This is a genomic window from Streptomyces sp. NPDC053493 (assembly GCF_044544825.1).
In the GTDB taxonomy this organism is placed as follows: Bacteria; Actinomycetota; Actinomycetes; order Streptomycetales; family Streptomycetaceae; genus Streptomyces.
This window is the reverse complement of sequence record NZ_JBITXS010000002.1, coordinates 515641-527903: the sequence shown is the minus strand read 5'-3', so window position 1 is coordinate 527903 and position 12263 is coordinate 515641. Positions and strand designations below refer to the sequence as shown.

The window sequence follows — 12263 nt, the reverse complement described above, 5'->3', positions numbered from 1 at the left end:
TGTGTCCACCGAGATCGTTGACTGAATTTTCAGTCTGCGGCACCATGCCGGAACACCACCCCTCTCGTGCAGGTAGGAGCTCCCTCATGGACACGCCCACGACGTCTCGACGCCGACTGCTCCAGCTCGGCGCGGCGGCTCTGCCGCTCGCGGCCCTCGGCTCGACCCTGTCCACTGCGGCCCGCGCCGCCACCAGTCCTTCCGGCGCCACGCTGCGGATGCCCGCCGAGACCGACCGCCACGTGCGGACCTTCATGGCCTGGCCCGCCCTGTCCTCCGTGTGGTCCACGCAGCTTGAGGGCGTCCGCCGCGACATCGCCAGGGTGGCCGACGCCATCTCCCGCTACGAGCCGGTCGTGGTGCTCGCCCGCCCCGCGCAGGCGGCCGATGCCCGGTACGCCTGCGGGGCCGGGGCCTACTACGGCATCGAGGTCGTCGAGATCGCCAACGACGACCTGTGGATACGGGACTTCGGCCCCACCTTCGTGGCCGCCCCGGGCGCCGTCGCCGGCGTGGACACCAACTTCAACGGCTGGGGCAAGACCGGCACACCGTACGCGCAGCCCTACGCGAACGACGCGGCCGCGGCGGCGACCCTGCTCGGCCAGTACGGAGTCCAGCGCGTCCAGGCCGGCTTCGTCGGGGAAGGCGGCTCACTGGAGACGGACGGCCAGGGCACCCTGCTCGCCACGGTCAGCTCGCTCGTCAACAGCAACCGCAACCCCGGCATGACCCAGGACCAGGTCGAGCAGGCCATGAAGTCGGCGCTCGGCATCGAGAAGGTGATCTGGGTGCCTGGCCTCGCCGGTCAGGACATCACCGACTGCCACATCGACTGCCTGGCCCGTTTCGTCGCGCCCGGGCAGGTCCTCCTGGACCAGCCCGGTCCCGGCACCGACCCCAAGTGGGTCGCCGTCTACAACGAGACCAAGCGGATCCTGCTGAACGCGACCGACGCGCAGGGCCGCCGGCTGGCCCTCACCGAACTCCCCGGCCCTGACCGCCGCCTCATCCGCGGCAGGGGCACCGCCTTTCTGTCCAGCTACACCAACTACTACACCGTGAACGGCGGCGTACTCGTCCCCCAGTTCGGCGACAGCTACGCCGACGGCGTGGCCTACGGGATCCTCGCGGCCGCCTACCCCGGCCGGAACGTCGTCCAGCTCGACATCGACAACATCGCGAGCGGCGGCGGTGGCATTCACTGCGCCACCCAGTCGCAGCCGGTCGTTCCCCCGGCGGCCTGAGCGGGCGGCCCGAGGTCGCAGCCCCCGGCGCGGCAAGCGCCCGGTAAGGTTCGGGCCATGGCGTCTCGCAGTACTCAGATCCTCGAAGCAGCCGCCCGGGTGATCGCCCGGCGCGGTGTCCGTGGCCTGCGCGTGGAGGAGCTCGCCGCCGAGGCGGGCGTGTCCACCGCGCTGCTCTACTACCACTTCAAGGACCGCGCCGGCATCCTCAGCAAGACGCTGGAATTCATCAACGACCGCGCCGAGCGCTACACCACCCAGCGCGATCCCGACGCCGAACCGCTCGGTCCCCGTGAGGAACTGGAAGAGACGCTCCTCCTGGAACTCCAGGACACGACCGAGGTCCGGGAGAACAGCACGGCCTGGGGCGAGCTGCGGGCGAGTGCCGTCTTCGACGACCTCCTGCGCCAGGACCTGGCGAAGGCCACCCTGGTCTGGGTCCAGGAGGTGGCGGCCCTCCTGGGCCAGGTCCAGCCCATGGCTCCGGCCGTCGCCCTCACGGCCGCGGCCGAGCGGCTCACCGCCCTCCTGGAGGGCCTGAGCATGCGCTGGCTCAGCGGCACGCTGCAGATCTCCCATGCGCGGACGCTGATGAGCGAGGCCATCGAGACCGAAATCGCGCAGCTCGGCCGCTGACGCGACCCGTCGGCGTCGGGGGCCTCCTGCGGCTCTGGCAGGCGTCGTCGCACCGTCCCACCCGGCCCGGTCGATCCCCCAGGAACCTTCAGGGATCGACCGGGCTGCCTCACCCCTCAGGCATTGACTGAAATTTCAGTCAATGCGACAGTGTTCCCACACCCCAGCAAGGAAAAGGAAGGGGGCGCCATGCCTCTGACCCCTACGGAACGGGCCCGGCTGCTGCTCTTCGCGGCCGCCGAACTCGCCCGGGCGCGACGGGGGCGCGGTCTGCGCCTCAACGTGCCGGAGGCCACCGCGCTGATCGCCGACACGGTGTGCGAGGCCGCGCGCGACGGCCTCCACCTGGCCGAGGCGCTGGACCGCGGCCGCGGCGTGCTCGCCCCGGACGACGTGCTTCCCGGCGTCACCGACGTCGTCACGGAGATCCAGGTCGAGGCCGTGTTCGACGACGGCAGCAGACTGGCCGTGATCAGCGCCCCGTTCGGCGAGGTGGAGCGCGACGCCGGCGCCCCCGGCGCGGTCCTGCCCCACAGTGACACCCTGCCGGAACCAGAACCGCTGATCACCCTGACGGTCCGCAACACGGCTGCGGTCCCGGTGAGCGTGACCTCGCATTTCCACTTCTTCGAGGCGAACCCCCGCCTCGACTTCGATCGTGCCGCCGCCTACGGCATGCGGCTCGCGGCCCCGGCCGGCTCGTCCACCCGGTTCGACCCCGGCGCCGCCGTCGAGGTCGGGCTCGTGGCGATCGGCGGCGAGCGGATCGCGATCGGCTTCGCGGGCCTCGTCGACGGGCCGCTGGACGCGCCCGGCGCCAAGACCGAAGCCCTGCGGCGCGCAGCCGCCTGCGGCTACCTGGGCACGGAAGGCGCGGAGCGATGAGCAGGCCCACCAAGCACAGCGACCACTGCGCGCCGGGCAGCGGCCGGCACATCGACCCGTACGAGTACGCCTCCGTGCACGGCCCCCGCGCGGGGGACCGGGTCCGGCTGGGGGATTCGGGCCTCGTCGTCCGGGTGGAATCCGACTCGCAGGCGCACGGCGACGAGTTCCTGGCCGGCTTCGGCAAGACGGCACGCGACGGCATGCACCTGAAAGCCGCGGCCGTCCGCGACACCTGTGACGTCGTGATCACCAATGTCCTGGTGATCGACGCCGTACTCGGCATCCGCAAGGTGTCCATCGGTATCCGGGAGGGCCGCATCCACGCGATCGGGCGGGCCGGCAACCCCGACACCCTCGACGGGGTCGACGTCGTCGTCGGAACGGGGACGACGATGATCCCGGGGGAGGGGCTGATAGCCACCGCGGGCGCGGTCGACACCCACGTCCACCTGCTCTCCCCGCGGATCATGGAGGCCTCACTCGCCTCCGGGGTCACCACGATCATCGGCCAGGAGATCGGGCCCAGCTGGGGCGTCGGCGTGAACTCCCCCTGGGCCCTCGGGCTGGGGTTCGGCGCCTTCGAGGCCTGGCCGGTCAACATCGGCTTCCTCGCCCGGGGATCCGCCTCCCACGAAGCCCCGCTGGTCGAGGCGCTCGTCGAGGGCGGCGCCTGCGGATTCAAGGTCCACGAGGACATGGGTGCCCACACCCGCGCCCTGGACACCGCCCTGCGCGTCGCCGAGGAGCACGACGTCCAAGTGGCCCTGCACAGCGACGGCCTCAACGAGTGCCTGTCCGTGGAGGACACCCTCAGCGTCCTGGACGGCCGCACCATCCACGCCTTCCACATCGAGGGCTGCGGCGGCGGACACGTTCCCGACGTCCTGAAGATGGCGGGCGTGCCGAACGTCATCGGCTCCTCCACCAACCCCACACTCCCCTTCGGCCGTGACGCCATCGCCGAGCACTACGGAATGATCGTCTCCGTCCACGCGCTGAAGACCGACCTGCCCGGCGACGCCGCCATGGCCCGGGACCGGATCCGGGCCGGCACGATGGGCGCGGAGGACGTCCTGCACGACCTCGGCGCCATCGGCATCACCTCCTCCGACGCGCAGGGAATGGGGCGCGCGGGGGAGACCATCAGACGCACGTTCGCGATGGCCGGGAAGATGAAGGCCGAACGAGGTCCCCTGGAGGGCGACGGCGCGCACGACGACAACGCGCGCGTCCTTCGTTACATGGCCAAGCTCACCATCAACCCCGCCACAGCCCACGGCCTCGCCCACGAGATCGGCTCCATCGAGGCCGGGAAGATGGCCGACATCGTGCTCTGGCGCCCTCCGTTCTTCGGTGCGAAACCGCAGATGGTCATCAAGAACGGCTTTCCCGCCTACGGGGTCACCGGAGACCCGAACGCGGCCACCGACACCTGCGAACCGCTCGTTCTCGGCCCCCTCTTCGGCGCCCATGGAGCCGCGCCGGCCGAGCTGTCCGTCGCCTTCGTCAGCCGCGCCGCCGCCGAGTCGGGCTCGCCCGGCTCGCCGTACGACACGCTGGGCACGCGGCGCAGGCGCGTGGCCGTCGGGGGTACCCGTGGCATCGGTCCGGCCGACATGGTGCGCAACGCCCGGCTCGGCCGGGTGGACGTCGACCCGCGCAGTGGCCTGGTGACCCTCGACGGGGACCCGATGCGTTCCGAGCCTGCGCAACGGGTCTCCCTGAGCCGTCTGTACTTCCTGTGACCCGCCGGTTCCGACGTCCCATCAAGGCATGCCTCGACTCTTGACTGCATTTTCAGTCAGGAAGAAGATGCCGCCACCCAAAGGAAAGAGACCTGAGATGACCGCGTTCCGTATGCCCGCCGAATGGTCCCCGCACGAGAGGTGCCTCATGGCCTGGCCCGTCCGCGAGGACCTGTGGGGCAGCGTGCTGGACGACGTGAAGGAGGAGTACGCGAACGTCGCCCGCGCCATAGCCGCATGCGAGCCGGTCACCATGGTGGCGCCGCCCGGTCACGGCGACGAGGCCCGCACGAAGTGCGGCGAGGGCATCACCGTGGTGGAGATGGCGCAGGACGACTCGTGGTTCCGTGACTCCGCCCCGCTCTTCCTGCTCGACGGCGACGGCAACCGCGCCGCGGTCGACTTCCGCTTCAACGCGTGGGGCCGCAAGCACCACCCGTACGACTCCGACGACCGGATCAGCGGCCTCCTCCTGGAGCACCTGGGCGTCGAGCGCATCGCCTCCGACATGGTCCTGGAGGGCGGGGCGATCACGGTCGACGGCGAGGGCACGCTCATCACCACCGAACAGTGCCTGCTCCATCCCAACCGCAACCCGGGGATGAGCCGCGGCGAGATCGAGGCGGAGCTGAAGGCCCAGCTCGGCGTCGACAAGGTGGTGTGGCTTCCGTACGGCGGTCTGCTCGACACGGAGACCGACGGGCACGTCGACGGCGTCTGCGCCTTCGCGGCTCCCGGCAAGGTCGTCGTCTCCCTGCCCGGCGACCCCGAGCACCCCGACTACGTACGGATGCGCGCCAACCGCGCCGTCCTGGAGCACACGACGGACGCCCAGGGCCGGCCGTTCGAGATCGTCGAGATTCCGCAGACCGCGTTCGCCACCGTGGCCGGTGCCGAGGTCGAGGTCTCCTACCTGAACTACTACGTGGCCAACGGCGGCGTCGTCGTACCGGTCGCCGGCCTGCCCCAGGACGACGCCGCCCTCGCGATCATCGCCGCGGCGTACCCCGGCCGCAAGGTCGTCGGGGTGCGGTCGGCCGCGATCGCGTACGGCGGAGGCGGAGTCCACTGCATCACCCAGCAGATCCCCGCGGCCCCCGGCGCCTGAACCGGGAACGGTCCGCTTTCCGGAGGGCCGCTCCGGCGGTCCTCCGGCTCCCCGCCCCCTCACGGAAAGAGCGCGCGACGATGACCACACCGCACCGCCCCGGCAGCAGACGCCCATACGGCAGGTACCGCCGGATCGCCGCGACGACGGCTGTCCTGACCTCCCTCGCCGCCCTCGCGGCCTGCTCCGGTCCTCCCCGGGACGCCGGCGCCGGCACCCAGGTCACACTCTCCGCGTCCACGCCCCCGGCTCGTGGCGAGATCGACTCCTTCACCTGGGCCGTCTACGCCGAGCCACCCACGCTCGACTACACGGTGGCCTTCGACTACCCGCAGAACACCATCCTGTCCAACGTGTGCGAGAGCCTGATGCGCTGGACCCCGGGCCTCACCCTGGAACCGGGTCTGGCACGAAGGGCGTCGAACCCGGACCCCACCACCTGGGTCTACGACCTGCGCTCCGGCGTGCGCTTCCACGACGGCCGGACCATGAGCGCCGACGACGTGGTCCACAGCCTCGGCCGTCAGACGGACCCGGACAACGCCGCCGCCTGGGCCCAGAACTTCCAGAACGTCGCATCCGTACGGAAGACCGGTCCCCTCCAGGTCACCGTCAAGCTCAAGAAGCCCGACTCCCAGTTCCCCCAGTACATGGCGACCGCCGCGGGCGTCGTCGCCTCCAAGGCCGGCGTCGAGGCAGCCGGCAAGAACTACGGCACCACCGGCGGACTCGCCTGTACGGGCCCGTTCGAACTCGGCACGTGGAGCAAGGGCCAGTCGATCGAGCTGACGCGCTTCGACGGCTACTGGGGCACCAAGGCCAAGGCGAAGAAGGCCGTCTTCCGGATCATCACCGACCCGTCGGCCCGCACCAACGCCCTGCTCAGCGGAGAGATCGACGGCGGCTACCTCATCCCCACCGAAAGCTACGCCCGGCTCCGCGACAGCGGCACCGGCACCCTGTACTTCGGCGAGGGCCTGAGCACGGTCAACGTCAACATCACCAACATGAAGGGCCCGCTCGGTGACGTCCGCGTCCGCCGGGCCCTGTCCCTGGCCCTCGACCGGTCCGGGTTCGCCCAGGCCGGACTCGGCGGTGCCGGCACGGTCACCAACTCGCTCACCACACGTGCCGCTTGGGCCGGAGCCTCGGAGCAGACCCGGCAGGCCGCGTTCGCCGCGCTTCCGCCCGCCACTCAGGACCTCGAGAAGGCCAAGGCGCTGATCAAGGAGGCCGGCGCCACGGGCAAGACCCTGACCGTCGCCACCAGCTCCATCGGCCAGGACGTCTCCCTCCTCGCCACCGCCGTCCAGGCCGCCGGCAGCAGGATCGGCCTGAGGATCAACCTCAAGACCATCGCCCCCAACGCCTTCACCGCGCTCTTCACCGATCCCGAGGCGCGCGAGGGCATCGACATGTTCCCGCTCACCTACTACAACTCGATCACCGACCCGCTCGACCTGCTGACGAACTTCAGGACCGGCGCCTACCTCAACTTCGCCGGCCACAGCGACAAGCGCTACGACACCCTCGTCGACCAGGCCACCGCCGTCTACGAGCCGGACCGGCGGATGAAGATCGAGGCCGAACTCCAGAAGCTGGCCGCCGAGCAGCTGCTGTGGATCCCGGTCGCAGAGTGGCCCACCGCGGTCTTCCTCAACAAGAGGATCACCGGCGCCCCCACCACCATCGCGTACATGTACTACCCGTGGGCCGCCGACGTCGGGGCAGCGGACGCGGGGGCGGCGCGGTGAACTTCCTGAGATTCGCCGTACGCCGGGTGGCGGAGATGGCCGCCACCCTGCTCGGTGCCTCGTTCGTCGTCTTCGGCGCCATGTACCTGGCGCCGGGGAACCCGGCCAGCTTCCTGCTCTCAGGACGCTCGGCCTCCCCGGAGGCCCTCGCCGCGATCAACGCCCAGTACCACCTGGGCGACCCCTTCTTCGTCCGGTACCTCCGCTGGTTCGGCGACATCGTGCAAGGGGATTTCGGCCGGTCCATCACGTACCGCACCGACGTCTCACGCCTCCTGGCCGACCGCCTCCCCACCACGCTGCTGCTCGTCGTGATGGCGCTGGTCGTGGTCGCGGTGATCGGCCTGGTCCTGGGCTGGATCTCCGCCGTACGCGGCGGCGGCACCGATTCCGCGATCCTGGTCGGCACCACCTTCGCCGTCGGCACGCCCTCCTTCGTCGCCGCCGTACTGCTCCAGGGACTCTTCGCCGTCAACCTCGGCTGGTTTCCCAGCAGTGGCTCGGGCGACGGCTTCCTCGACAAGGTCTGGCACCTCACCCTGCCCGCGATCGCCCTCGCGCTCTACCTGATCGGCATGCTCGCCCGCGTCACCCGGTCCGCCATGCTCGAAGCCCTCGACAGCGAGCACGTCACCGTCGCCCGCAGCCGGGGCGTCCCCGAGCGCCACGTCATCAGCCGCCACGTGTTCCGCAACTCGCTCGGCACCGTCCTCACCACCGGCGGCCTGATCATCTCCACCCTCCTGGTCTGCACGATCCTCGTGGAGACCGCGTTCAGCATCGGAGGCGTCGGCCAGCTCCTGGAACTGTCCACCACGACCAAGGACTTCCCGACCGTCCAGGCCATCTCCTTGATCATCGTCGCTCTCTTCATGACCGTGAACCTCATCGTCGACCTGGTGCTGCCCCTGGTCGACCCGCGGATCACCCTCGGATCGAGGAGCTCCTCCGTATGACAGCCGTCCTCACCCGCCGGCCCGGACTGTCCAAGATCCGCACCGCCCGGTCCCCGCTGTACCTGGTCTGCCTCGGCCTCGTCGCCCTCGTCACCACGGCCGCACTCCTCGCGCCGTGGCTCGTGCCCCACGACCCCAATGCCGTCGACCTCGGCAACGCGTTGGCCGGCACCTCGCCCGAGCACCCCCTCGGCGTCGACGCCGCCGGGCGCGACACCCTCTCCCGGCTGCTCCTCGGCGCCCGCACCTCGCTCCTGGGACCCCTCGGGGTCGTGGTCTTCTCCACGGTCACCGGTGTCGCGATCGGTACGGCCGCGGGCTGGCGGGGCGGCTGGCTCGACTCCGTCCTCTCCCGCTCCACCGAACTGGTCTTCGCGTTCCCCGGCATGCTCCTGGCCATCCTGATCATCTCGGTCCACGGCGAAGGACTGCTCGCCCCCGTCGTCGCCCTCTCCATCGCCTACCTGCCCTACGTCAGCCGACTCACCCGCTCCCTCGTCCTGGCCGAACGCAAACGCCCCTACGTCAGCGCCTACCAGGTCCAGGGACACTCGGCCCTCCAGATCTGCCTGCGCCACGTCCTGCCCAACATCGCCCCCGTCGTCCTCGCCCAGTCCACCATCAACTTCGGCTACGCACTCATGGACCTGGCCGGCCTGTCCTTCCTCGGCCTCGGCGTCCCCGCGCTCACCCCGGACTGGGGCCGCATGGTCTTCGACGGACAGACCGCCATCCAGCACGGCTACCCGCTCTCCGCGGTCCTGCCCTGCGTGTTCGTCGTGCTGACCGTCGTCGCCTTCAACGTGGTCGGCGAACGCTGGGCCGACCGCGTCGCCAGGAGGTCCCCATGAGACCGCTGACCCCACCGCCACCCACGCTCGACATCCGAGGGCTGCGGATCACCCTGCCCGGCACGGCCCGTCCCGTCCTCGACGGCGTCGACCTCCACGTCGCCGCCGGCGAGACCGTCGCCCTCGTCGGCGAGTCCGGTTCCGGGAAGACCCTGACCTCACGCAGCGCTCTCGGGCTGCTGCCGCCCGGCGCCACGATCGAGGGAGCCGTCCGCGTGAGCGGTCAGGACGTGCTCACGATGAACACCGCCCAGCTGCGCGCCCTGCGCACCGGCACGGTGTCCATGATCTTCCAGGACCCGCGCGCGGCCCTCAACCCGATGCGCCGCATCGGTGACTTCCTCACCGAGAGCGTGACCCTGACCAGGAGCATGAGCCGGACGGACGCCGCCGCGCGCGCCACCGAACTCCTCCAGGCCGTCGGCCTCGACGACACCGCCCTGCGCAGGTACCCCGGCCAGGTCTCCGGCGGCATGCTGCAACGCGTCATGATCGCCGCCGCGCTGATGGGCGACCCCGCCCTCCTCCTGGCCGACGAACCGACCACCGCGCTCGACGTCACCACCCAGGCCGAGGTCATCGCCCTCCTGGCGCGACTCCGCGAACGCTTCGCCACCGGCCTGCTCTTCGTCACCCACGACCTCGACCTCGCCGCCGCCATCAGCGACCGCGTCTACGTCATGTACGCCGGCCGGATCGCGGAGAGCGGCCCCGCCGAAGCCCTCTTCGCGCGGCCCCGGCACCCGTACACCTCGGCGCTGCTCGCCTCGGCGCCCCGTCTCGACGCCCCACCGGGCAGGCTCGCCGCCATCGACGGCCAGCCCCCCGACCTGCGGAAGGAACTGCACGGCTGCCCGTTCGCCGACCGCTGCCACCTGGCCACGGAGATCTGCGACGACCAGGCTGCGGAACCGCTGCCCGCGCCCGGGCGGCCGCACCAGCGGGCCGCCTGCCACCACAGCGACCGGCTCGAAGGGAGCTCCGCCGATGCCTGAGCACGCACTGGAGGCCGTCGGCCTCCACCGCGCCTTCGGAACCGTCCGCGCCGTCGACGACGTTTCGTTCACCCTGCCCGAGGGCGGTTCCCTGGGCATCGTCGGCGGATCCGGTTCCGGCAAGACCACCACCGCCCGCATCGTCGTCGGCCTGGAGCGGGCCGACGACGGGGAGGTACGGGTACGGGGCCGGGCCCGGCCCAGCCGCGCCCGCGGCAAGGCTCAGCGCCTCGCCCGGGCCCGCGAGGTCCAGATGGTCTTCCAGGACCCCTACCTGTCCCTCGACCCCAGGACCAGCGTCGAACAGGTGCTACGTGAAACCCTGCGCCTGCACTTTCCCGACACCGGCACCGGCCATGACCGGCGCATCCACGAACTCCTCGACCAGGTCGGCCTCGGCACCCGAGCCGCCGACGCGCGGCCGAATCAGCTCTCCGGCGGCCAGCGCCAGCGGGTCGCCATCGCCCGCGCGCTCGCCGTGGAGCCCGCAGTCCTCGTCCTCGACGAGGCGGTCGCCGCCCTCGACGTCTCCGTCCAGGCCCAGATCCTCAACCTCCTCGCCGACATCCGCGAGGAGACCCGGATCGCCTTCCTCTTCATCACCCACGACCTCGGCGTGGTCCGCTGCGTCACCGACGACGTCATCGTCATGCACCAGGGCCGCGTCGTCGAAGCGGGTCCCACGGACCACGTGCTCGCCGCACCCCGGCACCCGTACACGCGGCTTCTGCTGGAATCCGTACCCCGCCCGGGCTGGGACCCCGAGGCGATCGCCGCCGCCCGCAGGGCACTCTGACCCCACCGAACTCCCCACACCCACACCGGAGGTCCCCATGAACGATCACGCCGTCGCCCGCCACGCGGGTCCCGGCCTCAACAGGCGCCGGTTCCTGGCCGCCGCCGGTCTGACAGCCGCCGGGGCCGCCGTCGCCACGACCCTCCAGAGCCGGGCCGGCGCCGCCTCCGCCGCCGGTGCCTTCCGCGTCCCGATCGAGGACGTCCGCCACACCCGCACCTGGATGGCCTGGCCGGACAGCACCGCGATCTGGACCGGCCGACTGGGCGGCGTCCAGGCGGACATCGCCCTCATCGCCCGTACGATCGCGAAGTACGAGCCCGTCGTCATGTGCGCGAACCCCGGCAGCGCCGCCAAGGCACGCTCGATGTGCGGCTCCACCGTCGCCGTCATCAGCTCCATCCCCGTCGACGACTGCTGGATGCGCGACACCGGACCCGTCTTCCGCACCGACGGCTACGGCGGTCTCGACGCCGTGGGCCTCAACTTCAACGGCTGGGGCGACAAGCAGACCCACGCCAAGGACGCCCTCGTCGCCGAGCGGATCGCCGCCCACGTGGGCGTGCCGTTCACCTACGCCGACCTGGTCGGCGAGGGAGGCGCCATCGAACAGGACGGCGCCGGCACCCTGATGGCCACCCGCAGCAGCCTGGTGAACCGCAACCGCAACCCCGGCATGTCGGAACGGCAGCTGGAGCGGGCGATGTGCGCCGCGTACGGCGCGTCCAAGGTCATCTGGTTCGACGGCGTCCGCGGCCAGGACATCACCGACGACCACGTCGACGCGACCTCCCGCTTCCTCGCCCCCGGCGAGGCCCTCGTGCAGACGCCCCTCCCGTCCGAGAACGACGCCTACGCCCGCGACGCCCGCCGCCAGTACGACACCCTCTCCGCCTCGACCACCGCCGCAGGCCGTGCAATGGACGTCATGCGCCTCCAGGGCCCGGACTACAACATGATCCGCTCCACCCACAGGGACTTCCTCGCCTCCTACGCCAACTTCTATCTCTGCAACGACGCCGTCATCTCCGCCCAGTTCGGCGACAGGAGGGCGGACGAGGCCGCACGGGCGACCCTGAACCGTCTCTACCCCGACCGTCGCATCGAGCAGTTGAACATCGACCGCCTGGGAACGGGCGGCGGCGGCATCCACTGCGTCACCCAGCAACAGCCCGTGGCCTGAGAGGACATGGCCGCAACGGGGGAGGGCGAGTTCCGTCCGATCCATTGACTGAAATTTAAGTCAGTCCCTAGGGTGGGCGCGCGCCGCGTGACGCCGACGGGCAG

General features: G+C 71.1%; 11 protein-coding genes. All 11 read left to right on the top strand.

Annotation, left to right across the window (positions count from 1 at the left end):
• Positions 1-86: 86 nt before the first annotated feature.
• The 11 genes from ACIGO8_RS07875 (at position 87) to ACIGO8_RS07825 (ending at position 12159) form a co-directional block, all read left to right on the top strand.
• Positions 87-1247 carry an agmatine deiminase family protein gene (locus ACIGO8_RS07875; protein WP_399725561.1) on the top strand — a complete coding sequence of 387 codons (1161 nt, stop codon included), beginning with the start codon at positions 87-89 and terminating at the stop codon, positions 1245-1247.
• A gap of 57 nt (positions 1248-1304) precedes the next feature.
• Entirely contained in the window at positions 1305-1883 is a 579-nt protein-coding gene (locus ACIGO8_RS07870; protein WP_399725558.1) for a TetR/AcrR family transcriptional regulator, read from the top strand.
• Between the two features lie 189 nt (positions 1884-2072).
• Complete coding sequence (gene ureA, locus ACIGO8_RS07865) at positions 2073-2768, top strand: urease subunit gamma (protein WP_399725555.1); 696 nt, start codon at positions 2073-2075, stop codon at positions 2766-2768.
• A complete protein-coding gene (locus ACIGO8_RS07860; RefSeq protein ID WP_399725552.1) occupies positions 2765-4516 on the top strand; it encodes an urease subunit alpha in 1752 nt (583 codons plus the stop codon). The genes ureA and ACIGO8_RS07860 overlap by 4 nt, the downstream gene beginning before the upstream one ends.
• A gap of 97 nt (positions 4517-4613) precedes the next feature.
• Positions 4614-5624, top strand: a complete 1011-nt coding sequence (locus ACIGO8_RS07855; RefSeq protein WP_399725549.1) for an agmatine/peptidylarginine deiminase — start codon at positions 4614-4616, stop codon at positions 5622-5624.
• Between the two features lie 80 nt (positions 5625-5704).
• A complete protein-coding gene (locus ACIGO8_RS07850; RefSeq protein ID WP_399725546.1) occupies positions 5705-7378 on the top strand; it encodes an ABC transporter substrate-binding protein in 1674 nt (557 codons plus the stop codon).
• On the top strand, positions 7375-8334 hold the full coding sequence (locus ACIGO8_RS07845; RefSeq protein ID WP_399725544.1) for an ABC transporter permease: 960 nt from the start codon (positions 7375-7377) through the stop codon (positions 8332-8334). The genes ACIGO8_RS07850 and ACIGO8_RS07845 overlap by 4 nt, the downstream gene beginning before the upstream one ends.
• Complete coding sequence (locus ACIGO8_RS07840) at positions 8331-9185, top strand: ABC transporter permease (protein WP_399725540.1); 855 nt, start codon at positions 8331-8333, stop codon at positions 9183-9185. The genes ACIGO8_RS07845 and ACIGO8_RS07840 overlap by 4 nt, the downstream gene beginning before the upstream one ends.
• A complete protein-coding gene (locus ACIGO8_RS07835; RefSeq protein WP_399725537.1) occupies positions 9182-10180 on the top strand; it encodes an ABC transporter ATP-binding protein in 999 nt (332 codons plus the stop codon). Before ACIGO8_RS07840 ends, ACIGO8_RS07835 begins: the two co-directional genes overlap by 4 nt.
• Positions 10173-10976 carry an ABC transporter ATP-binding protein gene (locus tag ACIGO8_RS07830; RefSeq protein WP_399725534.1) on the top strand — a complete coding sequence of 268 codons (804 nt, stop codon included), beginning with the start codon at positions 10173-10175 and terminating at the stop codon, positions 10974-10976. Before ACIGO8_RS07835 ends, ACIGO8_RS07830 begins: the two co-directional genes overlap by 8 nt.
• A gap of 37 nt (positions 10977-11013) precedes the next feature.
• Complete coding sequence (locus ACIGO8_RS07825; RefSeq protein ID WP_399725531.1) at positions 11014-12159, top strand: agmatine/peptidylarginine deiminase; 1146 nt, start codon at positions 11014-11016, stop codon at positions 12157-12159.
• Positions 12160-12263: the final 104 nt, after the last annotated feature.

Excerpts from the sequence above, each read along its gene's own strand:
- ACIGO8_RS07825 (WP_399725531.1), top strand. The coding sequence starts at position 11,014 with ATGAACGATCACGCCGTCGCCCGCCACGCGGGTCCCGGCCTCAACAGG.
- ACIGO8_RS07870 (WP_399725558.1), top strand. The coding sequence starts at position 1,305 with ATGGCGTCTCGCAGTACTCAGATCCTCGAAGCAGCCGCCCGGGTGATC.
- ACIGO8_RS07875 (WP_399725561.1), top strand. The coding sequence starts at position 87 with ATGGACACGCCCACGACGTCTCGACGCCGACTGCTCCAGCTCGGCGCG.
- ACIGO8_RS07860 (WP_399725552.1), top strand. The coding sequence starts at position 2,765 with ATGAGCAGGCCCACCAAGCACAGCGACCACTGCGCGCCGGGCAGCGGC.
- ACIGO8_RS07855 (WP_399725549.1), top strand. The coding sequence starts at position 4,614 with ATGACCGCGTTCCGTATGCCCGCCGAATGGTCCCCGCACGAGAGGTGC.
- ACIGO8_RS07850 (WP_399725546.1), top strand. The coding sequence starts at position 5,705 with ATGACCACACCGCACCGCCCCGGCAGCAGACGCCCATACGGCAGGTAC.
- ACIGO8_RS07835 (WP_399725537.1), top strand. The coding sequence starts at position 9,182 with ATGAGACCGCTGACCCCACCGCCACCCACGCTCGACATCCGAGGGCTG.
- ureA (WP_399725555.1), top strand. The coding sequence starts at position 2,073 with ATGCCTCTGACCCCTACGGAACGGGCCCGGCTGCTGCTCTTCGCGGCC.
- ACIGO8_RS07830 (WP_399725534.1), top strand. The coding sequence starts at position 10,173 with ATGCCTGAGCACGCACTGGAGGCCGTCGGCCTCCACCGCGCCTTCGGA.
- ACIGO8_RS07840 (WP_399725540.1), top strand. The coding sequence starts at position 8,331 with ATGACAGCCGTCCTCACCCGCCGGCCCGGACTGTCCAAGATCCGCACC.